Origin of the sequence: Bacillus fungorum, from assembly GCF_002746455.1 — a bacterium.
Classification (GTDB): Bacteria; Bacillota; Bacilli; order Bacillales; family Bacillaceae_G; genus Bacillus_A; species Bacillus_A fungorum.
The window spans coordinates 31,596-56,960 of record NZ_NWUW01000020.1 but is presented as its reverse complement, the minus strand read 5'-3'; the positions used below and the strand labels follow the sequence as shown (position 1 = coordinate 56,960).

The window sequence follows — 25,365 nt, the reverse complement described above, 5'->3', positions numbered from 1 at the left end:
AAAGGGAATCCTTAAAAGTGGCAATACAACTTTAGAAAAGAGGGATTCCGATGCCGTTTTTAGGAAGTGTATATCAAATATTTGGATTGTATCCAGAAATTTATTATGGAATGATTTCAGCTGAATTTGCAGAGCAGCAAAGATTGGAACAAGCGGAAAACGAAGAACCAGAAACAGAAGCGTAACTGCATACGCTTCAAAATAAAAATGATAACACGCTACTCGCTCTTTAAACGTATAAGAGTAAGTAGCGTGTTTTACTATTTAATAATCCCGTTTTCTAAAATTTTAATAGTAGGTGCTACTTTTACATTAGCTTTTGAAGAGGCACTCGGCCAATCGTTTTCAACATCTTTCCATTTCTTATATTGAAATGCTCTTGCATAATCAATAAATCCGAATGGATCGAGTTGCCCGTAAAACCCCGATTGGTGAAGGATAATTAAAGTTTCGCTTTATATGGGTTATTATGGATAGTTCCAAGTTGACATATGCGTAGTTTAAATTTTATATTGTATATTTTTAACTTTAACGCTATAATTATAGTGTTAAAGATGGAATCGTGATATGACCTGTTATGAATCTATCGTTTTATTTATGAATAAATGGATTGGTATTTTAGCAAGATGTGCTAATAAACTACTCCACCATGATAATAACGTGCCAAAATATGGTGCGTATATTTTCGTGGTGGAGTTTTTTTATTCTCAAAAAGGGGGAAAAGACCATGAATGACAACATGGTTCATATTACAATTGACGGAAAAAAGTATACAGCGGAGCCTGGTTCAACGATATTGGGCGTTATTAATAAGAACGGGATTGAACATCCGCAAATTTGTTATGTGCCAGAGGTAGATCCGATTCAAACATGTGACACTTGTATTGTAGAAGTTGACGGAAAGTTAATGCGCTCTTGTTCGGCAGTAGCGACGGAAGGTATGAACATTGAACGTAATTCTGCTCGTGCGAAAGAAGCACAAACAGAGGCGATGGATCGATTACTAGAAAACCATTTATTATACTGTACCGTATGTGACAACAACAATGGGAACTGTAAATTGCATAATACAGCGGAATTAATGGAGATTGAACATCAAAAATATCCTTACGAACCGAAAGTAGATGTAAGTGAAGTTGATATGACGCATCCATTTTATCGCTACAACCCTAATCAATGTATCGCATGTGGTCAATGTGTAGAGGTGTGTCAAAACTTACAAGTAAATGAAACATTATCTATCGACTGGGAAGCAGAGCGTCCTCGTGTTATTTGGGATAGTGGAGTTGATATCAATGATTCTTCATGCGTGAGCTGTGGTCAATGTGTAACCATTTGTCCTTGTAACGCTTTAATGGAGAAAACGATGCTCGGTGAAGCTGGATTTATGACGGGATTAAAACCAGATATTCTTGAACCGATGGTAGATTTAATTAAAGAAGTTGAGCCTGGATATAGCGGTATTTTTGCGGTATCAGAAGTGGAAGCGGCCATGCGTGATACTCGTACGAAGAAAACGAAAACAGTATGTACATTTTGTGGTGTAGGTTGTTCATTTGAAGTGTGGACGAAAGGGCGTAAAATTCTTAAAGTACAGCCTTCTTCTGATGCGCCAGTTAACGCAATTTCTACTTGTGTAAAAGGGAAATTCGGTTGGGATTTCGTAAATTCTAAAGAACGAATTACGAAACCGTTAATCCGTAAAAATGGAACGTTTGTTGAATCTACATGGGAAGAAGCGTTGAATGTAGTTGCAAGTAAATTAGGATCTATTAAAGAAGAGTATGGTAAAGATGCTATCGGTTTTATTTCTTCATCTAAAATTACGAATGAAGACAATTATGTGATTCAAAAATTAGCTCGACAAGTATTTGAAACGAATAATATTGATAACTGTTCACGTTATTGTCAATCACCAGCGACAGACGGACTATTCCGTACAATTGGTATGGGCGGAGATGCTGGAACGATTAAAGATATCGCACAATCCGGTCTTGTTATTATTGTAGGTTGTAATCCGACAGAAGGTCATCCTGTTTTAGCTACACGTATTAAGCGTGCGCATAAATTACACGGACAAAAATTAATTGTGGCTGATCTTCGTAAAACAGAAATGGCAGAGCGTTCAGACGTCTTTATTAGCCCGAAACAAGGAACAGATCAAGTATGGCTAATGGCTGTTACGAAATATATGATTGATCAAGGTTGGCACGATCAACAATTTATTGATGAGAATGTAAACTTCTTTGAAGATTTCAAAGAGAGTCTTACAGAATATACACTTGAATATGCAGAAGAAATGACTGGTATTTCAAAAGAAACACTTATTCAAATGGCTGAAATGATTCGTGCTGCAGACGGTACATGTATCCTTTGGGGTATGGGAGTAACGCAAAATACAGGTGGGTCTGATACTTCCGCTGCGATTTCAAACTTACTTCTTGCAACAGGTAATTATCGTCGTCCAGGTGCTGGTGCATATCCGCTTCGAGGTCATAATAACGTACAAGGTGCTTGTGATATGGGTACTTTACCAGGATGGCTTCCAGGATATCAGCAAGTTACGAACGATATGGAACGTGCGAAATTTGAAATGGCTTACGGAGTGAAAATTAATAGTGAACCAGGTCTTAATAATATTGAAATGCTTCACGCAATTGACGAAGGGAAAATGAAAGCTATGTATCTTGTCGGAGAGGATATGGCTCTTGTAGACTCTAATGCGAACCATGTACATGAAGTGTTATCGAGCCTTGATTTCTTCGTTGTACAAGATGTTTTCTTATCTAAAACGGCTCAATATGCAGATGTTGTATTACCAGCAGCACCGTCTCTTGAGAAAGAAGGTACTTTCACAAATACAGAACGCCGTGTACAAAGACTATATCAAGTTCTTCCTGCACTTGAAGATGCGAAGCCAGACTGGTGGATCGTGCAAGAAGTTGCGAATAAATTAGGTGCAAACTGGAGTTATAGTCATCCAAGTGAAATTTTTGCTGAAATGGCAAGTTTATCACCGCTATTTTCACAAGCAAACTATGAAGTACTTGAAGGATGGAATAGTTTCCATTGGGGAAGTTTTGATGGCGCGAATACACCACTACTTTTCCAAGCTGGATTTAACTTCCCGGATAAAAAAGCTCGTTTTGCGATTGCTGACTGGGTACGTCCAGCTGAATTCCCAGCGGAGTTTGATCTTCACATTAATAACGGGCGTATGCTTGAGCATTTTCATGAAGGGAATATGACAAATAAATCAACAGGTATTCAAACGAAAGTGCCTGGTGTATTTGTTGAAATTTCTCCAGCACTTGCAAAAGAACGTGGAGTGAAAACAGGTTCATTAGTTCGTCTTATCTCTCCTTTTGGAGCATTAAAATTACGTGTACTCGTTACAGATCGTGTAAAAGCAAATGAGTTATATTTACCGATGAATTCTACAGATAATGAAACGGCAATTAATTTCTTAACAGGTCCTGCTGTGGACGTACGTACGAATACACCTGCTTATAAACAGACAAAAGTGCGTATGGAAGTGCTAGAAGTTGATGGCGAAAATCCGATGCCGAAAGCGAACCCGCGTAATAAAAAACGTCACCCTCAAGCCGGTATTGAGGTACATCGTAAGTGGGCACGTCCAGGGTATGTGCATTTAACGGATAAGTAGGAGGAGAAAAATATGGCTGCACCTATAAAAATGATTCAACAACAAGAGTTAACTGAGGAAGAAATAAAACAGCAAAAATTAGATGATTTAAAAGAGCTTCTAGCTAATAATGAAGAGGCTTTAAATCAAATGTTTAATATTGTCGGGGAATTAAATGACATTGGAATGCTAGAAGCTGCAAATTCTATGCTAAAGGCGAAAGAACCAATCGCAAAAATAGTTCTTGGTCAAGTGACTCGTGAGCCTGTTACAAATTTAATTAATAATATGATGGGGGCTGCGGGTGCTTTAACAGAACTTGATCCAGAGCTTACGAAAAAGCTTATAGGTAGCTTATTAGTAGGTCTAGAAGAAGGTAATGAACATCTAGAGAGTAATAAAAAAGTAGGGGTATTCGATCTTATGAAAGTACTAAAAGACCCAGACATTAACCGTGCTATCGGGTTTGGGCTTCATTTCTTAAAAGGTATGGGTAAAGGGTTAAAAGACGAATAATCTTCATGAAGTGAATCTTTTCGCCTAAATGTTTGTGCGAAATAGTTTGGGCGGAAGGGTCATTTTGGTAAAATATATAATAAAGTAAAATGAGGATTTTTGGGAGGAATAATTGTATGTCAAAAAAAGTGCATGAATTTAATGATATGATACGAAAACTTCGAAAGGAACTTTTCGGAAAAGGACCAGAACGAATTCATACTGTTTTTGCTGAAAATATGGCGATTGCGACTCTTTATGGAAACTTAACACCTACTGAAAAATTCATTTCAAGTACGATGGACGGTGCGGAAATGGTTCATATGGCTAGAACGAAAATGATTCAAGAAGTGTATGCTGCGAATTCCCGTGAACATTTGGAGGAACTTGTTGGAGCAAAATTAGTGAATCTGTTTTCAGATATGAAAGTAGAAGAAGATATTGCAGTTTCGGTATTTGTTTTTGATAAAAATATAACGTGAGAGAAGGATACTGATCGTGAAACCGATACAGGTGGAAAGAGAAATCTTTCGTTATGAACAAGGGGCGTTTAAACATATAGAGGACAGCATTGTAACAGAGTTTCCAGTCACGATTAAAATGAACAGACAGGAGTTTGTTACAATGGTTAGTACTCCAGAATATATAGAAGATATGGTGATAGGCTTTTTAGCATCTGAAGGAATCATTCGGAAGTATGAAGATATTGATGACATTTGGGTACAAGAGAAAGAAGGATTTGTACATGTCACAACGAAAAAAGTGAATCCGTATTACGAACAAATGCAAAATAAACGTTACATTACTTCATGCTGTGGTATGAGTAGACAAGGGTTTGTTTTTGCAAATGATGCACTAAGCGCGAAAAAAATGAATGGTGTCCATGTACAGGTTGGTGCTGAAGATTGTTTTCGATTAATGAAAGAAATGCAGCAATCTGCGGTGACGTTTCAACATACAGGCGGCGTCCATAATGCATCTTTGTGTGATGTGAATGGTATTTTGTTAAGTCGAATGGATATCGGTAGACATAATGCATTAGATAAAATTTACGGTTATTGCTTAAAAAATAATATTTCTATAAGCGATAAAATCATTGTTTTTAGTGGTCGTATTTCTTCGGAAATATTATTGAAAGTTGCAAAAATTGGTTGTGAAATTATATTGTCAAAATCAGCTCCAACTGAGTTGGCTTTGCAGCTAGCAGAAGAATTAGGTATTACTACGATAGGATTTATTCGGAATCAATCTTTAAATGTATATACACATCCAGAGCGTGTTTTAAATATAAAATAAGTAAAAGGCGAGGCGATAAATATGAAATCTGTCACATTAGACAAACTACAACGTCCTTTAAAGGATTTACGTATTTCTGTTACTGATCGCTGTAATTTTCGCTGTCGCTATTGTATGCCAGAAGAAATATTTGGTCCTGATTATTCGTTTTTGTCTAATAATAAAATTTTATCTTTTGATGAGATTGAAAGGATAACACGTATTTTCGTTTCTTTAGGTGTGAGAAAGTTACGAATTACAGGCGGAGAACCGTTACTTCGAAGAGGACTTTCAAAGCTTATTGAGCGGCTAAATAAAATTGATGGTGTAGAAGATATCGGTTTAACAACCAATGGATCGTTACTTAAAAAGTTTGCTCCTGATTTATATAAGGCGGGTTTATCACGTGTGACAGTTAGTTTAGATTCCTTAGAAGAAGAGCGGTTTTTCTATTTAAATGGTAATAGAAGCAAAGTGCAAAGGGTTCTGGAAGGAATACAGGCTGCAGCTGAAGTTGGTATGAAAATTAAAATAAATATGGTCGTTCAAAAGGGAAAAAACGAACAAGATATTTTGGAGATGGCACAATACTTTAAAGAAAATAAGCATATTCTTCGTTTTATTGAATATATGGACGTTGGAAATTATAACGGTTGGGATTTAAAAGAGGTTGTCTCTAAACAAGAAATAGTAGATACGATTCATCAAGGTATGCCATTAGAACGGATAGAAGCGAATTATGCAGGTGAGGTTGCGACGCGCTATCGTTATATTGGAAGTGATGAAGAAATAGGTATTATTTCATCAGTAACAGATTCCTTCTGTTCCTCATGTACGAGAGCCCGTATTTCTGCAGAAGGAAAATTATATACGTGTTTGTTCGCTTCTAAAGGAAATGACTTGAGAGAACTGCTTCGATCTGAATACAATGACGAGGAAATAACAGATATAGTACGCGATATATGGAACAACCGAGAAGATCGTTATTCAGATGAACGCTTAAGTAATACAAGTAAAAAAAGGGTACCTAAAATTGAAATGTCACATATTGGTGGTTGATATATAAGAGTGACACTATCATGAAGTATATACAAAATGGAAAATGTGCAACGGTTGTAGATTTTCTATTTTATAATAAAAGTGATGATTGATATCTCTGTAAAAGATGTGCAGAGAAATTAAGCAGCATTCAAAAACCTTTATTTTGAGGAGGTTTTTTGAAGCTGCTTTTTTATTTGGAGAAAATGGAGGAATTAGTAATGGCATTTCATAAACCGGAACAAATTGCTGAGCTTGTAATTGAGGCCGGTGTTCAAAAAGTAAGTCAGACCTTGCCAGCAATGCTTATTCTCGGTTTTTTAGGAGGAGCGTTTATTTCGCTAGGTTTTTTACTTAATATTCGCGTTTTAGGTAATTTGCCTGAGCGCTGGGGGAGTTTAGTAAATGTTTTAGGAGGAGCGGTTTTTCCTGTTGGACTCATGCTCGTTGTATTAGCAGGAGGAGAATTAATTACCGGAAATATGATGTCAATGTCTATGGCATTCTATGCAAAGAAAATTACATTGGTTAGTGTGCTAAATAACTGGATTTGGATTACTTTCATGAATTTTGTAGGAGCTATTTTCGTAGCGTATTGTTTCGGTCATCTTGGCGGATTAACAGAGGGAGATTATTTAAATAAAACGGTAGCGATAGCGGAAGGGAAGTTACATGAATCATTTGGGAGAACTTTAATTTTAGCAATTGGTTGTAATTGGCTCGTTTGTCTGGCGCTTTGGCTCGCTTATGGGACGAGTGATTTTGTCGGAAAAATAATCGGAATTTGGATTCCAATTATGGCATTTGTAGTGATTGGATTTCAGCAAGTGGTAGCAAATATGTTTGTCATCTCGGCAGTTATTTTTGCAGGTCATCTGACGTGGATGGATCTTGCTAGAAATTTTGTTCCTGTCTTTATCGGAAATGTAATTGGAGGAGCTGGCTTTGTTGGATTTGCGTACTTTGCTTGTTATCAAAAACAACATTCTAATATGAAATAGAGTTCGTGAGAGGAAGGGTATGTAATGGCTGATCGGTATTCACGACAACAGTTGTTCAAACCAATTGGGAATAGAGGGCAAGAAAAAATCCGAAATAAACATGTGTTAATTGTAGGAGCAGGTGCATTAGGAAGTGCAAGTGCCGAAAGTTTCGTACGTGCAGGTATTGGCAAGTTGACGATTATTGATCGTGATTACGTTGAATGGAGTAATTTACAAAGGCAACAATTGTACTCTGAACAAGATGCGAGAGAGAAAATGCCAAAAGCAATCGCTGCTAAAAATCGGCTAGAACAAATGAATTCGGAAGTACAAATACATGCTTTCGTAGTGGATGCAGTTGCAGAAAATATGGAAGACCTATTAAAAAATGTAGATGTAATAATTGATGCAACAGATAATTTTGATATCCGATTTATAATAAATGATTTATCACAAAAACATAATATCCCGTGGGTATATGGTTCTTGCGTTGGATCGTACGGTATGAGTTATACAATTATTCCGAAAGAGACACCGTGTTTACATTGTGTGCTGAAGAACGTTCCAGTTACAGGTGTGACGTGTGATACAGCTGGAATTATTAGCCCGACTGTTCAAATCGTCGCAGCATATCAAGTGGCGGAAGCACTCAAAATTTTAGTAGAAGATTTTTCAGCAATTAGAAAAATATTTTTCATGTTTGATATATGGAGTAATCAAAACCATTTTATAAAACTAGGAAAAATCAAGACAGACGATTGCCCTTCGTGTGGTTTGAATCGCACTTATCCTTATTTATCATACGAAAACCAAACGAAGGTAGCTGCTTTATGCGGAAGAAATACAGTTCAAATTAGACCGGTAGAAAATAGGAAGTATGATTTTGACGATGTAGAAAAAATATTAAAAAAACTGGGGGAAGTAGATCGGAATCCGTATTTACTATCTTGCCAATTAGATGATTACCGCGTTGTTATTTTTCGAGGTGGTCGTGTTTTCATTCATGGTACAAATGATATTTCGAAAGCGAAGCAACTATATTATCGCGTATTCGGTTAATAGAAAGGGTTGTCAATAATGGAAAGAAGAGTGCCAATTACGGTCGAGGAAGCAGTTCGTAAAGTAATGAGATTTGCTAATGAGGGATTAAAGGAGCTACTACCTATTGAATTAGCTTATGGACGTATATTAGCGGAGGATTTAGTAGCTGACCATGACGTACCTTCATTCAATCGTTCACCGTATGACGGGTTTGCTATTAGAGCAGAAGATACGAATTTAGCAAGTTATGAAACGCCAATTGTATTTGAAGTAGTGGGGGGAATTGGCGCAGGATCGCTATTCGATGAGAAAGTAGGTCCGTTTCAAGCTGTTCGAATTATGACGGGAGCGCAAATTCCGAATGGGTGTGATGCGGTTGTTATGTTGGAACTGACTCGTCAATATGAAGAGGTTGGCAACAATTATATGGAATTGAAGCGATCATTCAAAGCAGGCGACAATATTTCTTTTCAAGGTGAAGATGCTCGTAAAGGAACGGTTCTTGCAAAGAAAGGATCATACATTAATCCAGGTATATCAGCGCTTCTTGCTACGTTCGGGTATAACGATGTGCCAGTGGCGAGAAAGCCTGTAATTGGACTATTAGCGACTGGTAGTGAATTACTAGATGTAAATGATTCATTACAGCCAGGGAAAATCCGAAATAGTAATACGTATATGATATTGTCTCAAATTCGAAGAGCGGGCGGAAGAGTAAAATATTTTGGGAAGTTTAGCGATGATTTTCATATATGTTTCACAGCTGTAAAAGAAGCGTTAAGTCAAGTAGATATGCTCATTACAACAGGAGGCGTATCAGTAGGAGATTACGATTATTTACCAACTATATATGAAAAGTTAGGTGCATCTGTTCTTTTTAATAAAGTTGCAATGCGACCAGGAAGTGTTACGACTGTAGCGCAATTAAATGGCAAGTTATTATTTGGTTTATCAGGAAATCCATCAGCTTGTTACGTAGGATTTGAATTATTTGTAAGGCCTTGTATTCGGACGTATATGTTTAGTGAAAAAGCACATGTAAAAAGAGAAAAAGCGTTATTAGGAGAAGACTTTCTAAAGCCAAATCCATTTACAAGATTTGTACGAGCGAAACTGACATATAACGAAGGCCAGTTAATTGCTTATCCGTCAGGGTTTGATAAATCTAGCTCGGTTTCTTCATTAGCAGAATCGAATGCTTTTATCGTATTGCCAGGCGGGACAAGAGGGCATAAAAAAGATATGTTTGTGGATGTGTTTTTATTGGAAGATAACGAAGGTAGTGAATGGCCTTGGACATTTTGTAAAGCGAGAGGTGGTTCCAATGGGACAAGCGCTATTTGAGATTGTTGATATACCTATTGTAGTTGAAGAAGTAACGAATAAAGTCGCAAGAAGAGAAGCAGGTGCAATTACAACTTTTATTGGTACAGTGAGAGAGTTAACAAAAGGAAAACGAACGCTACATTTAGAGTATGAAGCATATAAACCGATGGCAGTAAAACAACTTACGAGAATTGGGGAAAAAATGAATGAAAAGTGGCCGGACGCAAAAGTAGCAATTACGCACCGAGTAGGACGGTTAGAAATCATGGATATTGCGGTAGTCATTGCAGTTTCATCACCGCATCGTAAAGTAGCTTATGAAGCGAATGAATACGCGATTGAACGTATAAAGCGAATCGTCCCAATATGGAAAAAAGAATTTTGGGAAGATGGAACGATGTGGATTGGAGATCAACTTGAAAATACACCTTATCCAGAAGGAAAACCGAAGAAGGAAGAATGAGAAGATGATTACAATTTTACTGTTCGCAAATTTGCGTGAGGAAGTCGGATTAGATCAATTAGTAATTTCCGAAAAACAAGGAATGACAGTTCAGCAATTAAAAGAATGGCTCAAAGCAAACCATTGTTTACAATCGCTTGATAGAGTGATGGTGGCTGTTAATGAAGAGTTTGTAACGAATGAAGAGATGATAAAAGCTGGAGATGTAGTTGCATTCATTCCGCCTGTTAGTGGGGGATGACAAGCTTTTTCGCCTTGATGACTATTTTGATCAGTTGAAACGACAAGAAGATGTTGTATATAAATTAGAATACGAGAAGGGATGAGTTCTATGATTACGCAAGAACAAATAATGAACGCGTTAAAACATGTAGAGGATCCAGAGTTACACAAAAGTATTGTAGAATTAAATATGGTTAGAAATATACAAATGAATGGAACAGAGGTTAAACTTGAAGTAGTGCTAACGATTCAAGGTTGTCCGTTAAAAGCAAAGATTCAACACGATGTGGAAGAGTCTCTTCAGGCAATTGGTGCATCTAAAGTAGATTTGACATTTGGTTCTATGACACAAGAAGAACGAGCTGCGCTAACAGAGAAGTTAAAGAAAAATAGTAGAACAGAAACTGGTATGCCGAGTATGCTTCGCCCTGACTCAGGGGTACGCTTTATTACTGTAACGAGCGGAAAAGGTGGAGTTGGAAAATCAACGGTGACAATTAATCTTGCTACTGCTTTAGCTCGTATGGGCAAAAAAGTGGGGATATTAGATGCAGATATATATGGTTTTAGCATCCCAGCTATGATGGAAACGACTCAAAAACCAACGATGATTGATCAAACAGCAATTCCAGTCGTGAGTCACGGTGTTAAAATCATGTCGATGGGATTTTTTACGGAAGGAAATAATCCGGTTATGTGGCGTGGGCCAATGTTAAATAAATGGATTCAAAATTTCCTTGCGAATACGCACTGGGGAGAATTAGATTATTTACTTCTTGATTTACCACCTGGTACAGGAGATGTTGCCATTGATGTTGCAGCAATGATCCCGCAGGCGAAAGAAATTATCGTTACAACACCACACAATGTAGCTTCATTCGTAGCATCTAGAGTAGGCGTAATGGCAAAACATACGAAACACGAGATTTTAGGTATTGTGGAAAATATGGCTTATTACGAAGAACAAGATGGATCGAAAAATTATCTGTTCGGAAAAGATGGCGGCGAAATGTTAGCAGAACAATTGCAAACAGAAGTAATCGCACAAGTACCTTTTGCAAAACGTGAAGAAAATAACGGTTCGTCTGTATATGACGAAGATTCTCTTGTTGGAGAAGTGTTTACATCGTTAGCGGAAGATATTATTTATAAAGGATAGAGGAGGAAGTTTAGTATGGCATGTAACATTGATCATTCTATTGAAGATGTGATGAATAAGCTTGAAAGTCAAAAGAGTTTTTTATCTGAAGAGATGTTCAAAGTGTTAAAAGAATTTTTGCAAGGTAATCACTCACAAGAAATATTAAATGATGTTTTTCATCTTTTAAAAAAGTATGACTTAGTTGGTGAAGAAGAACGAGAGACTAGAAATGCACAATTATTGTTAATTATAAAATAAATACTCTTTGACTTTGTTTTTTACAAGAGGGGTGAATGTAATGGATATGAAAAAGATGATTGAAACGATAGAAGCAACAAAAGTGTTCTTCAGTTGTTTCCATCGTTTTTTCATGTTACCATTAAGCGAATTTTTCATAGGGAGAGAAAGCGATGGAATGGATTTATTTTATTATTATTAACGTTATAGCTTTTAGCCTTATGGGGCTTGATAAACGAAAAGCGAAGAAGAAACAGTGGAGAACGCCAGAGAGTACGTTGTTTTTATCAGCAGCAGCTGGGGGCGCAATTGGTGCTTGGATCGGTATGTATATGTTTCACCATAAAACTCATAAAAAGAAATTTGTTTTTGGTATACCGTTACTTGTCGTTATAACAGTATGCTTATTTTGGGCTGTATGAGAAATGTCGAAAGAATTGCAGATTGATTATTGGTAAAGTGAGCATGTAGGATCGTATAATGGAGAAAAACGAGAAGAGGAGAAAAAGGAAGATGGGGAGTCAATCAGCACAGCAAAAAAAAGGGATAATATACGCGGCTGGTGCTTATACGATGTGGGGAATCCTACCAATCTATTGGAAATGGGTTGAGGAAGTTCCGGCAGATGAAATATTAGCACACCGCATCGTTTGGGCGTTCGTTTTTATGTTACTTGTATTAGGTGTTACGAAAAGGTTTCGTCAGTTTATTGGGGAGTTCGTGAATCTTTTTAAACGACCTAAATTATTAATGTCATTAACAATAGCTTCAGTCTTGATTAGCGGAAACTGGTTTGTCTACATATGGGCCGTTAATCATAATCATGTCATTGAAGCAAGTCTTGGCTATTATATTAATCCGCTTATTAGTATTTTACTTGGTACAGTCGTTTTAAAGGAAAAGTTAAACTTTTGGCAATATGTTGCAGTTGGTTTAGCTGGAGTAGGGGTTATCATTTTAACAGTACGTTTTGGGGCTATTCCATGGGTGTCTTTATCACTTGCCCTTTCATTTGGATTATATGGATTAACGAAAAAATTGTTAAACTATGATGCGACAATTGGACTTACGATGGAAACGATGTTAGTGACGCCGTTTGCAATTATTTATCTCGTTATGACAGGAGTACATGGCTTCGGTTCATTTGGATCTATTTCCATGTTATCAACGTTATTATTAATAGGAGCCGGTATTGTTACAGCATTACCACTTTTTTATTTTGCAAAAGGAGCACAACTTATTCCGCTTTACATGGTAGGATTTTTACAATATATTGCCCCGACGATTAGTTTAATTTTAGGTGTATTTGTATTTGGTGAACATTTCACATCTACTCATATGATTGCATTTTTCTGTATATGGGTTGCATTATTTGTATTCTCGGTAGCGAAAACAAAGTTTTTAGTGCAGAAACAACCGAAATTTATAAAAAATAAATCAGCAAAAGTATCATAATGCGTAGTATTTTCTACGCATTTTTCTTTATACTGATACTATATAGAATTTCCATTATAGTCAGTAGGGAGCTGAGAACGTGGAAACAATTTTACATAATGATCCGCTTATGGCCGCTGTAATTTCTTGGTTTTTAGCACAATTGACGAAAGTAGTTTTTAAATTAGTCAAAACGGGTGAATTTGATTTTGCAAAGTTTTTCGCTTCAGGTGGAATGCCAAGTTCTCATGCTTCAACTGTTACAGCACTTGCGACAGGTGTTGGCGTTGTGGAAGGTGTGGAAAGTACTGTATTTGCTGTTGCGGCTATCTTTGCAATAATTGTAATGTATGATGCTTCAGGAGTAAGGCTTGCAGTAAGTAAACAGGCGAAAATATTGAATGAGTTTTTTCATGGTAGACAAACAGAATATAAGAAGTTAAATGAACTTGTCGGGCATACACCGTATGAAGTGGTAGTCGGTGCTTTATTAGGGATAATTGTCGGAGTAGGATATTGTTTATGAGCAGAACATACTAGATGTTCTGCTTTTCTTTGTTTTCATACATATTCAGCTGCCTTTTTGAATATCGTTATACGGATTTCGAAAGGGTAGGTGAATAACTTGTTATTATATGAAAAAGTGGATGAAGAAATAGCGAGAAGAACGACTGCACTTCAAACGATGCAACGGCGAGATGGAACGTGGCGGTTTTGTTTTGAAGGGGCTCCATTAACAGATTGTCATATGATTTTTTTATTAAAATTATTAGGTAGAGATAAAGAGATAGAACCGTTTGTAAAAAGATTAGCATCACTGCAAACAAATGAAGGAACATGGAAATTGTATGAAGATGAAGTTGGAGGGAATTTATCTGCTACAATTCAATCTTATGCCGCCTTGCTTGCATCGAAAAAATATACAAAAGAAGATGCAAATATGAAGCGAGCGGAAATGTTTATAAATGAGCGTGGTGGGGTAGCGCGTGCTCATTTTATGACGAAGTTTTTATTAGCGATTCATGGAGAATATGAATATCCTTCACTCTTTCATTTACCAACACCAATCATGTTTCTACAGAATGATTCGCCCCTCAGTATATTTGAATTGAGTAGCTCAGCACGTATCCATTTAATTCCGATGATGCTGTGTTTAAATAAAAGATTTCAAGTAGGGAAAAAATTATTGCCAAATTTAAATCACATTGCGGGCGGAGGCGGAGAATGGTTTCGGGAGGAGCGGTCTCCGTTGTTTCAAACATTATTAAGTGATGTAAAACAAATCATATCGTATCCACTTTCGTTACATCATAAAGGATGTGAGGAAGTCGAACGTTTTATGAAAGAGCGTATTGATGAAAATGGAACGTTATATAGTTACGCAAGTGCCTCGTTTTATATGATTTATGCTTTATTGGCATTAGGACATTCCATTCAATCTCCAATAATTCAGAAGGCAATAACGGGAATCACATCTTATATATGGAAGACGGAGAGAGGGAATCATTTGCAAAATTCTCCTTCAACTGTATGGGATACGGCTTTACTCAGTTATGCGTTACAAGAGGCCCACGTTCCGAAAGATAATAAGATGATTCAAAATGCATCAGCGTATTTATTAAAAAAACAGCATACAAGAAAAGCTGATTGGAGCGTACATGCTCCAAAGCTTACTCCTGGTGGTTGGGGTTTTTCGGATGTGAATACGACAATTCCAGATGTCGATGATACAACAGCTGTGCTAAGAGCTTTGGCGAGAAGTAGAGGAAACAAAAAGGTAGATTATGCTTGGGAGAAAGGGGTTAATTGGATTAAAGGATTACAAAATAATGATGGTGGCTGGGGAGCATTTGAAAAAGGTGTGACGAGCAATTTATTAGCAAATTTACCAATCGAAAATGCAAGCGACATGATTACAGATCCTTCTACACCAGATATTACAGGAAGAGTGTTAGAGTTTTTCGGGACGTATGCGCAAAATGAATTGTCTGAAAAACAAAAACAAAATGCAGTAAATTGGTTAATGAATGTACAAGAGGAAAATGGACCGTGGTTTGGGAAATGGGGGATTTGTTATATATATGGTACGTGGGCTGTTATGACTGGTTTACGGTCAATCGGAATTCCGTCTAGCAATCCTTCGTTGAAACGAGCAGCTTTATGGCTTGAACATATACAGCATGAAGATGGTGGGTGGGGGGAATCTTGCCACAGTAGTGTGGAGAAAAGGTTCGTTACTTTACCATTCAGTACACCATCCCAAACAGCATGGGCGTTAGATGCTCTCATTTCTTACTACGATACAGACACGCCAGTTATTCGAAAAGGTATTTCATATTTGCTTGCGAATCTTTATGTGAACGAAAAATATCCTACTGGAACAGGTTTACCAAATGGGTTTTATATTCGTTATCATAGCTATGCCCATATATATCCGCTAATTACTTTGGCGCATTATATAAAAAAATATCGAAAATAAACCGAGAGGATATCTCTCGGTTTATTTTGTTGGGTAGTAGGTCCCTGTTGAAAAGAATAAGGTTGTATTTTCCTTATTTTTCGGTTGACTGGCGTTTTTGACGTGCATCAGCGGCATTTGCACGTGCGTTTGCTTCTAAGTCATTGTGGTCAGCGAGTTCACGAGAGAACTCAACATCAATGCCATCAGTAGCTTTGCTTTGCTTGAAATTTTTTTTGTTCATTCGGCACAATCTCCTTGCACTTTATGCGACGTTGCAAAGTTAGTTTGACACAAATAGACTTTTTTATACAAAGAGGAATTGGAAAGTAAAAAGCCGAAATATACAGTATAAGTAATAGAAATGGGGGATAGGGATGGAGTTTTTAAATGGGAAAACAGCTGTTGTAACAGGAGCTGCACAGGGAATTGGAAAAGAGATTGCAAGGGTTTATGCAAAACTAGGGGCTAAAGTATTAATTAGCGATGTAAATGAAGAGAAGCTACAAAAAACGACACGTGAGTTATCGGATGAAGGATATGAAGTGAGCTTATACCGATGTGATGTAAGTAATCAAAATGAAGCGAAGTCGTTAATTGAATATGCGGTTCAAAAATTCGGAACATTACATATTTTGGTGAATAATGCTGGAATTACAAGAGATGCAATGTTACATAAAATGGAGAAGTCTGCTTGGGAACAAGTATTACAAGTGAACTTAACTGGTGTTTTTTATTGTATGCAACCAGCGCTTCTTTACATGAGACAACAAGGGTATGGACGCATTATTAATATATCTTCAATTAGTAGAGAAGGAAATATAGGTCAAGCAAATTATGCGGCAACGAAGGCAGGCGTTGTAGGTTTAACGAAAACGGCAGCGAAAGAAGTTGGAAGTTTTGGTATTACGTGTAATGCGATTTGTCCAGGATTTATGGATACAGATATGACAAAAACGATACCAGATAAAGTGAAAGAAAAGATGGTCGGCGCGATTCCAGTTGGTAGAATTGGAACGCCAGAAGATATTGCGAACGCAGCTGCCTTTTTAGCATCAGAATACGCATCCTATATTACAGGAGAAGTATTGAATGTGAGCGGGGGATTGCAAGTTTAAAGGCATACATAATGAAAAGAACCTGACCGGATAGGTCAGGTTCTTTTTCAGTTAGTTTAAGTTGAGCCAAACGCTCTTCACTTCTGTATAGTTATTTAATGCGTAAGATCCCATTTCACGGCCAAGACCGGATTGTTTAAATCCTCCAAATGGAGATGCTGCATCAAAGACGTTATAACAGTTTACCCATACAGTACCAGCACGTACTTTACTTGCAACATAGTGTGCTGTTTTAACATTTTCTGTCCACACACCAGCCGCTAAGCCGAATTGTGATTTATTTGCACGTTCAATTACTTCATCAATATCGTTAAAAGGTATTGCAGAAATAACTGGACCGAAAATTTCTTCTTTTGCGATCGTCATTTCATCATTAACGTCAGCGAATACAGTAGGGGAAACGAAGTAGCCTTGATCGAATGGGTTACTTCCTCCGCAAAGTACTTCAGCACCTTCTTCAATTCCTTTTTCAATGTAGCCCATTACACGTTTTTGTTGTTCTTCAGAAACGAGAGGACCGATTGTAGTTTCTGGACTTAAGCCAGCACCTTGATTTAATTTTTTAGAGTAAAGGACAAGGTCAGCCATGACATTATCATACATTTTCTTCGGAACAAATAAGCGTGATCCAGCAGAGCATACTTGTCCTTGGTTGAACATAACACCAGAAAGGGCACCAGGAATCGCGCGAGATAAGTCGGCGTCTGGCAAGATGATATTTGGTGATTTACCGCCTAACTCAAGTGTAACGCGTTTTAATGATTCAGATGCTTGTCGCATAATTTGTTTACCGACTGGAGTAGAACCAGTAAATGCAATTTTATCAACGAGTGGATGATTAACAAGTGCTTGTCCAGCTGATTCACCGAATCCAGGAACGATATTAATAACACCTTTTGGGAATCCAGCTTCTTCAATTAATTCAGCTAAGTATAGAGTGGATAGTGGAGTTTGTTCTGCAGGTTTTAAAACAATTGTACATCCTGTAGCAAGCGCTGCTCCCATTTTCCACATTGCCATAAGAAGTGGGAAGTTCCAAGGGATAATTTGACCAACGACACCAACAGCTTCATGGCGTGTATAGTTAAAGAAATCACCAGAAACAGGGATTGTTTGACCAACGATTTTCGTCGCCCAGCCAGCATAATATCGCATATGCTCAATTGCAAGTGGTATGTCTGCTGCCATTGTTTCACGGATTGGCTTTCCGTTATCTAACGTTTCGAGCTGTGCAAGCTCTTCTTTATGTTCTTCCATTAAATCAGCTAACTTGTACATAAGACGGCTGCGCTCAGCAGTGCTCATACGTGACCAAGGACCTTCGTCAAAAGCCATGCGAGCTGCAACGACAGCTTTATGAATATCTTCGCGACCAGCTTCAGACACTACAGCAAGTGTTTCGCCAGTTGCTGGGTTAGGTGTTTTAAACGTCTTTCCGGAAGCGCTTTCAATGAAGGATCCATTCACATATAATTTTTTTGTACCTTGGAGAAACTTTTCTACCTTTTCATGAAGATTTACAGCTAGTTGACTCATTGTATAACCCCCTTGAAAATATAATGTAAACGCAGTACGAGACGGCGTTTATTCCGAAATCAAGGATGTAGGAACTAGATGGAAAGCCTCTAATTTAAATCATAATTAACAAATGCAGAAAATTCAAATTTCATTTGTGTTACAATTGTAAAAAATATGTAATGTAAGAGAATCTTCTATATAATTATAAGAAATCCTGCTTGTTTTTGCTTTCTAGTAGGAAAAACTAGAAGAACAATGGTACAATAATACATCGTGAGAGGAGGGAGAAAATGAAGAATTATCATGATGATCCACGCTTTCGAATTGCCCATAGAGAAGCGTTAATTGGTCTTGGACTTGCTATTATCAATTTTATAATATGGTACGGATTTGCTTATGGGCTTGGTAGTAAAAATCCAAGTGAATATACATATGTATTCGGTTTTCCAGCATGGTTTTTTTATAGCTGTATCGTTGGATTTATCGTTATGGTTATTTTACTTAGTTTAGTTGTTCGTTTTGTATTTCAAGATATTTCACTCGATGAGGAAGAAAAAAGTGGGGAATAATAGATGAATTGGTATGTAATCATTCCAATGATAATTTCGTTTATCGTTGTATTTTTAATTGGTGTATATGCTTCAAGACGTGTGCAAGCAACTGCTCATAATAAATTTTTGCAAGAATATTTTCTTGGTGGGCGTGAGCTTGGCGGTTTATTATTAGCGATGACAATGATTGCTACATATGGTAGTGCCAGTAGCTTTATTGGTGGTCCAGGTATTGCTTACAATATGGGGCTTGGATGGGTATTGCTATCTGCGATTCAAGTTGTAACAGGGTATATCGTTTTAACGGTTATCGGTAAAAAGTTTGCAATCATCGCTAGGAAGATGGAAGCCATTACCCTTATCGATTATTTAAAGGGAAGATACAATAATAAAGCAGTTGTGATTCTTTCTGCGTTATGTATTATTATCTTTTTATTTTCAGCAACAGTAGCACAGTGGGTTGGCGGTGGAAGATTAATTGAGTCGCTAACGGGTTTATCTTATACAACAGCACTATTTTTATTTACTTTCTCTGTACTTGTGTACGTATTAATTGGTGGATTTCGTGCGGTTGCGCTATCAGATACATTATTAGGTATTATCATGTTGGTTGGAACGACAATCATTTTAATTGCTACTGTCATTGCCGGTGGTGGAATTGAAAAGATTATGCAGGAACTTGTGCAAATCAATCCGAATTTAATTACACCATTTGGAGCGGATGGTAGTTTAACGAAATCATATGTGACATCATTTTGGATTTTAATTGGGATTGGTGTTGTTGGTTTACCGCAAATTAGTGTTCGTGCCATGTCTTATAAAAATTCAAAAGCTATGCATCAAGCCTTAATAATTGGAACGATTGTTGTAGGTACAATTATGATCGGTATGCATTTAACAGGTGTATTTGCACGAGTCGTACTTCCGGGTATAACGGTACCAGATAAAGTAATGCCGTTACTCGCGATGGAAGTGTTGCCACCTTGGTTAGCCGGTGTTTTCTTAGCTGCGCCAATGGCAGCGATTATGTCTACAGTAAACTCGTTATTGTTACTTGTAAGTTCATCAATTATTAAAGACATATACGTAAATTACATAAATAAAGATGCAGCAGACAGTACGATTAGAAAAGGAAGTTTGTGGATTACTGGTATCGTAGGGCTACTCGTTTATGCAGCAGCAATTAAACCACCAGATTTTTTAATATGGTTAAATTTATTTTCTTTCGGTGGATTAGAAGCAGCATTTATTTGGCCGATTGTATTAGGGTTATATTGGGGGAGAGGAAATGCAACGGGAGCGCTTGCTTCCATTTTAGTTGGGGTAGGCTCATATATGTGTATTCACCTTTTCTATCCAAATCCGTTCGGTATACATACAGTTGTCTTTCCGATTTGTTTTGCGTTTATCGCTTACATCATAGGAAGCATGAGTGCTGTGAAGAAAAACAGTATAGGCTAGATGAAGAACGTAGTCCTTATAGGACTGCGTTTTTTCGTATAAATTTGCTCTTTTTTATTCTGTATATGTATGGCTATTCATAAATTAATAACAATTGAGGGGATGGAGTTGAGGGCGATGAAAAAAGTGTTATTTTTGGGAGACCCGGGAATTGATGACTCTTTAGCCATCATGTATGGAATTATGCATCCTGATATTGATATTGTTGGTGTTGTAACGGGGTATGGAAATGTAACACAAGAAAAGGCGACAAGTAATGCGGCATATTTATTGCAAATGGCAGGGCGGGAAGATATACCTGTTATTAATGGTGCAAAAATCCCTTTATCCGGAGATGTTACAACGTATTATCCAGAAATTCATGGGGCAGACGGTTTAGGACCGATTAAACCTCCAAAAGCTTTTTCACCAAATATAAAACCTTTTTGTGTATTTTTTGATATTCTTGAACAGTATAAAGGAGAATTAATAATAGTCGATGCTGGCAGGTCAACGACACTAGCGACAGCATTTATTTTAGAAAAGCCGATGATGAAGTATGTGAAAGAATATTATATAATGGGCGGCGCGTTTTTAATGCCTGGTAATGTTACACCGGTAGCAGAGGCAAATTTTCATGGTGATCCTATTGCGTCACAATTAGTGATGCAAAATGCTAAGAATGTGACATTGGTGCCACTGAACGTTACATCTGAAGCTATTATTACACCGGAGATGGTAAAATATATTACGAAACACTCTAAAACGAGTTTTAATAAGTTAATCGAGCCGATATTTACGTATTATTATAAAGCTTATAAAAAGTTAAACCCGAAAATAACAGGTAGTCCAGTACATGACGTCGTTACAATGATGGTTGCGGCAAATCCCTCCCTGTTAGATTATGTATATCGTCGTGTCGATGTAGATACAGTTGGAATTGCAAAGGGTGAAAGTATTGGTGATTTCCGTCCTCAACCTGACTCAAAAGCTTTAAAAAATTGGGTGCGAATCGGTTGGTCGTTACAATATAAAAAATTTCTCGAAGACTTCGTGAAAATTATGACGTAGACATAATGGGAGAATACAAGTTAAAATAATGGAGATGATTACTAAAATAATCATCTCCATTATTTTGTTTGTAAGAGATAGATAGAGAAAGGTTACACAATAGGAGAGGAATTTTACTTGAAAAAAACTATAGTATGCGCAGTGGTTGTGGGTATTTTTGTTTTGCTAATATCGGGTAACTTTTTAGTGAAAAAAGTATGGAGTTCAAATAATGATGATGCGCAGTATATCGCATCCTTTATTGAGGAACATAAAGATGAAAAAAATAGTGCGCTCTTAGTAAAGAGAAATGATAAAATTGTTTATTCTGTAAATCCAAATGTTGTATTACCAGTTGCTAGTACGATGAAACTAATTGTGGCTCTTGAATATACGAAACAAGTTACAGAAGGGAAAATTGATTCGTCTAGTTTCGTTTCCATTAATGATGTGAATCGGTATTATGTGCCGAATACAGATGGTGGTGCGCAAGATAGATGGCAAAAGTATTTGGAGAAAACAGGTAAGATAACTGAAGGAGCGGTTTCTTTAGAAGAAGTAGCAAAAGGGATGGTTAAGTTTAGTTCGAATGCAAATGCTGAATATTTAATGGAAGTGTTAGGATTAGATAACATTAATCGAAATTTACAAAGTTTATCGCTCCCTGCACATCAACCACTATTTCCGATTGTTTCATCTTTATACATCCCAGGATATTTGCATAAAGAATTACATGTTCCGAAATATAAAATAGAGAAAAAGTTAAAAGAAATGTCTCAAGAGCAATATCGTGAATATGCGATAATTATTCATGAGCGCTTAAAAAAGAAGGGACCATTATTACAGAAGGAAATCCCTCTTTATTTAGAGGAACGTTACGATAAAATTTGGTCAGACCGATTACCAGCTGCTTCGGCAAACGATTATATGGTACTGCTTCAGAAGGCAAATCATAAAGGTGGCCTGACAGAAGCAGAAGAAAAAGTATGGGCGAATATCGTTGAGACAGATATGAGTGCTAAGAAATATCGTAAAACATTTAGACATGCAGGGCAAAAGAATGGTTATACGCCATGGACAGTTACAAAAGCAGTTTATGCGATGGATAAACGTGGGAATTGTACAGAAATTGTGTTCTTAGCAAATCATTTAAATGAGGACGACAGTGCAGAAATACGGAAACATTTAGCAAACTTACATTTCCAAGTGTTGCAAAGTGATAAGTATGATGCGACTTTTATTAAGTAAACTCGGTGTAGAGAACACCGAGTTTATTTTTGTTCCGCTAATTGTAGGTAGTAAGATCCCTACATCAAAATTCAGCGAAAGCAAAGAAGGTAGATGGGGGCGCGGGCTGCCCCTAAAAGGCCAATTGGTGTGGGGGTGGACAAAACCTCACTCATTAAAGTTTCACTTTATGTACAAGCACTTTTTTCCTGTATATGGGTATGATGGGTAGTAATACTTAGGTGAGAGGGGAAAAGGTGATGAAGCAAAGTAAAGAAGATTTTATAAAGAGTGAAGGCGCTGATTTCCCTGGTAAAACATACGTGGATTGCGTATTACAACATGTATTTGAGTTTCAACGAAATTACTTATTGAAAGACATGTTTCAAGTGCATAAAGCGCATATTACGATGCTGACTGAAGAAAGTTTAATGAAAAAAGAAGAAGCTAAAGTTATATTAAACGCACTAAAAAAGATAGAGGGAATTCCGAAAGATCAATTGCTATATACAGAGCAGCATGAAGATCTCTTTTTTTTAGTGGAACATTTAATTTCTCAAGAAGCGAAATACGATTTTGTTAGTAATATGCATATTGGTAGAAGTAGAAATGATATGGGAGTAACGATGTATCGCATGAGTTTAAGACGATATGTGTTACGATTAATGGAACATCATTTGTTATTGCAAGAAAGTATACTGCAACTTGCTGCTGATCATAAGGAAACGATTATGCCAGCTTATACACATACACAACCAGCTCAGCCAACAACATTTGGTCATTATGCGTTAGCGATTTATGATACGATGCAGAGAGATTTAGAAAGAATGAAAAGAACGTACCAGCTTTTAAATCAGTCTCCCATGGGGGCAGCTGCACTCTCTACAACAAGTTTCCCGATTAAACGAGAACGAGTTGCTCATCTACTTGGATTTACAAATGTAATTGAGAACTCATATGATGCTGTTGCTGGAGGGGATTATTTATTAGAAGTTAGCTCGTTACTTATGGTAATGATGACAAATACGAGTAGATGGATTCATGACTTTTTGTTATTAGCAACGAAAGAATATGACGGTATTACTGTTGCAAAGCCATATGTACAAATCAGTAGTATTATGCCGCAAAAACGAAATCCGGTTTCAATTGAACACGCTCGTGCAATTACGAGTAGTGCTTTAGGGGAAGCATTCACAGTATTTCAAATGATTCATAATACACCATTTGGTGATATTGTCGATACAGAAGATGACTTGCAGCCATATTTATATAAAGGGATTGAAAAGGTAATTCGTGTTTTTCGTATGATGAATGCAGTTATTCAAACGATGAAAGTAGAAGAAGAAACGTTGAAAAGTCGTTCCTATCAACATGCAATTACGATAACTGATTTCGCAGATGTTTTAACAAAAAACTATGACATTCCATTTCGGCATGCTCATCATGCAGCAAGTGTTATCGCGAATATATCATTGGAGCAGAAAAAGGAGCTTTATGAATTACATTTAAAAGATGTAAATATATACTTACAAGAAAAATTCAAAATACATTTGTTAGAAAAAGAGTGGAAAGAAATTGTATCGCCAGAAGCTTTTATTCAAAAAAGAAATGTATACGGTGGACCAAGTAAAAAGGAAATGAAGCGTATGATTAAAAATCGAAAAGAGTCATTTCGAAAAGAAGAAGAGGTATTTGAAAAGGAAAAACAGAGAATTTTACAAGCTGAAAATGATTTGAATATATTAGCTACGAATATTATTGAATCGTAAAGGAAGGATTTAATGAATTAATCGCCAATACTTAATGAAACTATAAATAGAGAGAAGAGATTGTCGATGATTCAATTACATGTATATGAAGAGATTCTTAATTTTAAAGAAGAGGTTACACCATTTTTAGAAAAGAATGAGCAGGAAAATAATCTCATATTAGGTGTATTACAAATGGTCCAAGAACCGATATTTATGGGGGTAGCAAAACAAGAGGAAGAAATAGCAGTTGTATTTCTTCAAACAGAAGAGAAAAAACAAATAATTGTTGCTACGTCTGAAATTGTGGAAGAGGACATTGTGGAACTTGCAAAAAAATTAACGAAAGTATATCCAAATGTTCCTGGATTGATTGGTAATAAGAAAATTGTACAGAGATTAGCGGAAGAGATTGCGGTGTTAGAAAATAAGAAAACGAATGTTGTAATGGAGCAAGGAGTATATGAGTTGAAAGAAGTAAAGAAGAAATGGAGCGGAGATGGGATTTTTCGAGAAGTAAGTAGTGATGAACTAACAATAATAGAACAGTGGATATACCAATTTTGCGAAGATGTGAATCTTCCTACTACGAAAGAGGAGGCAAAACAAACGGCACATACATTACTTATTAATCATCGTCTCTTTGGTCTAGAAGTGAACGGGAAACTTGTTTCTGTAGCTGCAAAAACGAGGCCAACTAAAAATAATATAACAGTTAATTTCGTATATACGCCGAAAGAAGCAAGGAAAAAGGGATACGCATCTAATTGTGTAGCGACACTTAGTCAACGTATGTTAGATGAAGGATACAAGACGACTACGTTATATACTGATCTAGCGAATCCGACAACTAATAAAATTTATCAAGAAATCGGTTATGAACAAATTGCGGAGTCTGTGCTCATATTTTTAGAGAAATAGAATAAAAAGCACGCTATTATAGCGTGCTTTTTT

General features: G+C 36.9%; 27 protein-coding genes and 1 pseudogene. 25 read left to right on the top strand and 3 right to left on the bottom strand.

The annotated features are described in order from the left end of the window. The first annotated feature begins 50 nt into the window (after positions 1-50). A complete protein-coding gene (locus tag CO726_RS22545) occupies positions 51-185 on the top strand; it encodes a phosphonate ABC transporter permease (RefSeq protein WP_099685751.1) in 135 nt (44 codons plus the stop codon). Positions 186-260: 75 nt separating this feature from the next. On the opposite strand, the pseudogene CO726_RS22540 reads toward CO726_RS22545, so the two are convergent. Further along, a pseudogene (locus CO726_RS22540) lies at positions 261-413 on the bottom strand (Ger(x)C family spore germination C-terminal domain-containing protein); the annotation flags it as partial. Positions 414-727: 314 nt separating this feature from the next. On the opposite strand from CO726_RS22540, the gene fdhF reads away from it, so the two are divergent. The 17 genes from fdhF (at position 728) to CO726_RS22450 (ending at position 15,780) form a co-directional block, all read left to right on the top strand. Further along, on the top strand, positions 728-3,667 hold the full coding sequence (fdhF, locus tag CO726_RS22530; protein WP_099685749.1) for a formate dehydrogenase subunit alpha: 2,940 nt from the start codon (positions 728-730) through the stop codon (positions 3,665-3,667). 12 nt (positions 3,668-3,679) lie between these two features. Further along, positions 3,680-4,162: a helical membrane plugin domain-containing protein gene (locus tag CO726_RS22525; protein WP_099685748.1), complete on the top strand. Its 483-nt coding sequence runs from the start codon at positions 3,680-3,682 to the stop codon at positions 4,160-4,162. Positions 4,163-4,278: 116 nt separating this feature from the next. Beyond that, positions 4,279-4,623: a Na-translocating system protein MpsC family protein gene (locus CO726_RS22520; protein ID WP_000039582.1), complete on the top strand. Its 345-nt coding sequence runs from the start codon at positions 4,279-4,281 to the stop codon at positions 4,621-4,623. A 16-nt stretch (positions 4,624-4,639) separates the two neighbouring features. After that, positions 4,640-5,437, top strand: a complete 798-nt coding sequence (gene fdhD, locus CO726_RS22515; RefSeq protein ID WP_099685747.1) for a formate dehydrogenase accessory sulfurtransferase FdhD — start codon at positions 4,640-4,642, stop codon at positions 5,435-5,437. Between the two features lie 21 nt (positions 5,438-5,458). Then, positions 5,459-6,475, top strand: coding sequence for a GTP 3',8-cyclase MoaA (gene moaA / locus CO726_RS22510; protein ID WP_099685746.1), 1,017 nt, complete (start codon positions 5,459-5,461; stop codon positions 6,473-6,475). Between the two features lie 200 nt (positions 6,476-6,675). Then, complete coding sequence (locus tag CO726_RS22500) at positions 6,676-7,455, top strand: formate channel (protein ID WP_099685745.1); 780 nt, start codon at positions 6,676-6,678, stop codon at positions 7,453-7,455. Positions 7,456-7,479: 24 nt separating this feature from the next. Beyond that, entirely contained in the window at positions 7,480-8,496 is a 1,017-nt protein-coding gene (locus tag CO726_RS22495) for a molybdopterin-synthase adenylyltransferase MoeB (protein WP_099685744.1), read from the top strand. A gap of 18 nt (positions 8,497-8,514) precedes the next feature. Continuing rightward, positions 8,515-9,822: a molybdopterin molybdotransferase MoeA gene (moeA, locus tag CO726_RS22490; protein ID WP_099685743.1), complete on the top strand. Its 1,308-nt coding sequence runs from the start codon at positions 8,515-8,517 to the stop codon at positions 9,820-9,822. After that, positions 9,803-10,267, top strand: coding sequence for a molybdopterin synthase catalytic subunit MoaE (moaE, locus tag CO726_RS22485; protein ID WP_099685742.1), 465 nt, complete (start codon positions 9,803-9,805; stop codon positions 10,265-10,267). The genes moeA and moaE overlap by 20 nt, the downstream gene beginning before the upstream one ends. 4 nt (positions 10,268-10,271) lie before the next feature. Continuing rightward, on the top strand, positions 10,272-10,508 hold the full coding sequence (moaD, locus tag CO726_RS22480; protein ID WP_016086860.1) for a molybdopterin converting factor subunit 1: 237 nt from the start codon (positions 10,272-10,274) through the stop codon (positions 10,506-10,508). A gap of 90 nt (positions 10,509-10,598) precedes the next feature. Then, positions 10,599-11,648 (top strand): P-loop NTPase, encoded by a 1,050-nt coding sequence (locus CO726_RS22475; protein WP_099685741.1) that lies wholly within the window; start codon positions 10,599-10,601, stop codon positions 11,646-11,648. A gap of 15 nt (positions 11,649-11,663) precedes the next feature. After that, positions 11,664-11,888 (top strand): group-specific protein, encoded by a 225-nt coding sequence (locus CO726_RS22470; RefSeq protein ID WP_099685740.1) that lies wholly within the window; start codon positions 11,664-11,666, stop codon positions 11,886-11,888. Positions 11,889-11,928: 40 nt separating this feature from the next. Beyond that, entirely contained in the window at positions 11,929-12,069 is a 141-nt protein-coding gene (locus tag CO726_RS31885; RefSeq protein ID WP_169513063.1) for a hypothetical protein, read from the top strand. Further along, a complete protein-coding gene (locus CO726_RS22465; RefSeq protein ID WP_098761124.1) occupies positions 12,041-12,289 on the top strand; it encodes a DUF1294 domain-containing protein in 249 nt (82 codons plus the stop codon). Before CO726_RS31885 ends, CO726_RS22465 begins: the two co-directional genes overlap by 29 nt. 91 nt (positions 12,290-12,380) lie before the next feature. Continuing rightward, positions 12,381-13,322 (top strand): EamA family transporter RarD, encoded by a 942-nt coding sequence (gene rarD, locus CO726_RS22460; RefSeq protein WP_087954663.1) that lies wholly within the window; start codon positions 12,381-12,383, stop codon positions 13,320-13,322. A 79-nt stretch (positions 13,323-13,401) separates the two neighbouring features. Beyond that, positions 13,402-13,827 (top strand): divergent PAP2 family protein, encoded by a 426-nt coding sequence (locus CO726_RS22455; RefSeq protein ID WP_099685739.1) that lies wholly within the window; start codon positions 13,402-13,404, stop codon positions 13,825-13,827. 99 nt (positions 13,828-13,926) lie between these two features. Next, positions 13,927-15,780 (top strand): terpene cyclase/mutase family protein, encoded by a 1,854-nt coding sequence (locus CO726_RS22450; RefSeq protein ID WP_099685738.1) that lies wholly within the window; start codon positions 13,927-13,929, stop codon positions 15,778-15,780. A 73-nt stretch (positions 15,781-15,853) separates the two neighbouring features. Here CO726_RS22450 and CO726_RS22445 read toward each other — a convergent pair whose 3' ends face one another. Then, positions 15,854-16,003: a YfhD family protein gene (locus tag CO726_RS22445; protein WP_001035815.1), complete on the bottom strand. Its 150-nt coding sequence runs from the start codon at positions 16,001-16,003 to the stop codon at positions 15,854-15,856. A gap of 133 nt (positions 16,004-16,136) precedes the next feature. Between CO726_RS22445 and fabG the strand changes: the two genes are divergently transcribed. Continuing rightward, complete coding sequence (gene fabG / locus CO726_RS22440) at positions 16,137-16,877, top strand: 3-oxoacyl-ACP reductase FabG (protein ID WP_016086869.1); 741 nt, start codon at positions 16,137-16,139, stop codon at positions 16,875-16,877. Between the two features lie 51 nt (positions 16,878-16,928). Here the strand turns inward: fabG and dhaS are convergent, their stop codons facing one another. Continuing rightward, positions 16,929-18,413, bottom strand: a complete 1,485-nt coding sequence (gene dhaS, locus CO726_RS22435) for an aldehyde dehydrogenase DhaS (RefSeq protein ID WP_099685737.1) — start codon at positions 18,411-18,413, stop codon at positions 16,929-16,931. Positions 18,414-18,685: 272 nt separating this feature from the next. Here dhaS and CO726_RS22430 point away from each other — a divergent pair, with 272 nt between their 5' ends. From CO726_RS22430 to CO726_RS22400, 6 genes are all read left to right on the top strand, one after another. After that, positions 18,686-18,964, top strand: coding sequence for a YhdT family protein (locus tag CO726_RS22430; RefSeq protein WP_099685736.1), 279 nt, complete (start codon positions 18,686-18,688; stop codon positions 18,962-18,964). Positions 18,965-18,967: 3 nt separating this feature from the next. Beyond that, the gene (gene panF / locus CO726_RS22425; RefSeq protein ID WP_099685735.1) at positions 18,968-20,407 is read left to right on the top strand and encodes a sodium/pantothenate symporter; all 1,440 of its coding nucleotides are present in this window, start codon (positions 18,968-18,970) and stop codon (positions 20,405-20,407) included. A gap of 117 nt (positions 20,408-20,524) precedes the next feature. Beyond that, on the top strand, positions 20,525-21,457 hold the full coding sequence (locus CO726_RS22420; RefSeq protein WP_099685734.1) for a nucleoside hydrolase: 933 nt from the start codon (positions 20,525-20,527) through the stop codon (positions 21,455-21,457). A 117-nt stretch (positions 21,458-21,574) separates the two neighbouring features. After that, entirely contained in the window at positions 21,575-22,684 is a 1,110-nt protein-coding gene (locus tag CO726_RS22415; RefSeq protein ID WP_098761117.1) for a serine hydrolase, read from the top strand. Between the two features lie 239 nt (positions 22,685-22,923). Further along, complete coding sequence (argH, locus tag CO726_RS22405; RefSeq protein WP_099685733.1) at positions 22,924-24,432, top strand: argininosuccinate lyase; 1,509 nt, start codon at positions 22,924-22,926, stop codon at positions 24,430-24,432. A gap of 66 nt (positions 24,433-24,498) precedes the next feature. Next, positions 24,499-25,332 carry a GNAT family N-acetyltransferase gene (locus tag CO726_RS22400; protein ID WP_099685732.1) on the top strand — a complete coding sequence of 278 codons (834 nt, stop codon included), beginning with the start codon at positions 24,499-24,501 and terminating at the stop codon, positions 25,330-25,332. The last annotated feature ends 33 nt before the right edge of the window (positions 25,333-25,365 follow it).

Bases quoted from the DNA above. Each gene is read 5' to 3' on its own strand.
- moaD (WP_016086860.1), top strand. From the start codon at position 10,272: ATGATTACAATTTTACTGTTCGCAAATTTGCGTGAGGAAGTCGGATTA.
- CO726_RS22525 (WP_099685748.1), top strand. From the start codon at position 3,680: ATGGCTGCACCTATAAAAATGATTCAACAACAAGAGTTAACTGAGGAA.
- rarD (WP_087954663.1), top strand. From the start codon at position 12,381: ATGGGGAGTCAATCAGCACAGCAAAAAAAAGGGATAATATACGCGGCT.
- CO726_RS22400 (WP_099685732.1), top strand. From the start codon at position 24,499: ATGATTCAATTACATGTATATGAAGAGATTCTTAATTTTAAAGAAGAG.
- fdhF (WP_099685749.1), top strand. From the start codon at position 728: ATGAATGACAACATGGTTCATATTACAATTGACGGAAAAAAGTATACA.
- panF (WP_099685735.1), top strand. From the start codon at position 18,968: ATGAATTGGTATGTAATCATTCCAATGATAATTTCGTTTATCGTTGTA.
- CO726_RS22430 (WP_099685736.1), top strand. From the start codon at position 18,686: ATGAAGAATTATCATGATGATCCACGCTTTCGAATTGCCCATAGAGAA.
- moaA (WP_099685746.1), top strand. From the start codon at position 5,459: ATGAAATCTGTCACATTAGACAAACTACAACGTCCTTTAAAGGATTTA.
- moeA (WP_099685743.1), top strand. From the start codon at position 8,515: ATGGAAAGAAGAGTGCCAATTACGGTCGAGGAAGCAGTTCGTAAAGTA.
- fabG (WP_016086869.1), top strand. From the start codon at position 16,137: ATGGAGTTTTTAAATGGGAAAACAGCTGTTGTAACAGGAGCTGCACAG.
- CO726_RS22465 (WP_098761124.1), top strand. From the start codon at position 12,041: ATGGAATGGATTTATTTTATTATTATTAACGTTATAGCTTTTAGCCTT.
- argH (WP_099685733.1), top strand. From the start codon at position 22,924: ATGAAGCAAAGTAAAGAAGATTTTATAAAGAGTGAAGGCGCTGATTTC.
- CO726_RS22420 (WP_099685734.1), top strand. From the start codon at position 20,525: ATGAAAAAAGTGTTATTTTTGGGAGACCCGGGAATTGATGACTCTTTA.
- CO726_RS22500 (WP_099685745.1), top strand. From the start codon at position 6,676: ATGGCATTTCATAAACCGGAACAAATTGCTGAGCTTGTAATTGAGGCC.
- CO726_RS22545 (WP_099685751.1), top strand. From the start codon at position 51: ATGCCGTTTTTAGGAAGTGTATATCAAATATTTGGATTGTATCCAGAA.
- CO726_RS22520 (WP_000039582.1), top strand. From the start codon at position 4,279: ATGTCAAAAAAAGTGCATGAATTTAATGATATGATACGAAAACTTCGA.
- dhaS (WP_099685737.1), bottom strand. From the start codon at position 18,413: ATGAGTCAACTAGCTGTAAATCTTCATGAAAAGGTAGAAAAGTTTCTC.
- moaE (WP_099685742.1), top strand. From the start codon at position 9,803: ATGGGACAAGCGCTATTTGAGATTGTTGATATACCTATTGTAGTTGAA.
- CO726_RS22445 (WP_001035815.1), bottom strand. From the start codon at position 16,003: ATGAACAAAAAAAATTTCAAGCAAAGCAAAGCTACTGATGGCATTGAT.
- CO726_RS22495 (WP_099685744.1), top strand. From the start codon at position 7,480: ATGGCTGATCGGTATTCACGACAACAGTTGTTCAAACCAATTGGGAAT.
- CO726_RS22475 (WP_099685741.1), top strand. From the start codon at position 10,599: ATGATTACGCAAGAACAAATAATGAACGCGTTAAAACATGTAGAGGAT.
- CO726_RS22470 (WP_099685740.1), top strand. From the start codon at position 11,664: ATGGCATGTAACATTGATCATTCTATTGAAGATGTGATGAATAAGCTT.
- CO726_RS31885 (WP_169513063.1), top strand. From the start codon at position 11,929: ATGGATATGAAAAAGATGATTGAAACGATAGAAGCAACAAAAGTGTTC.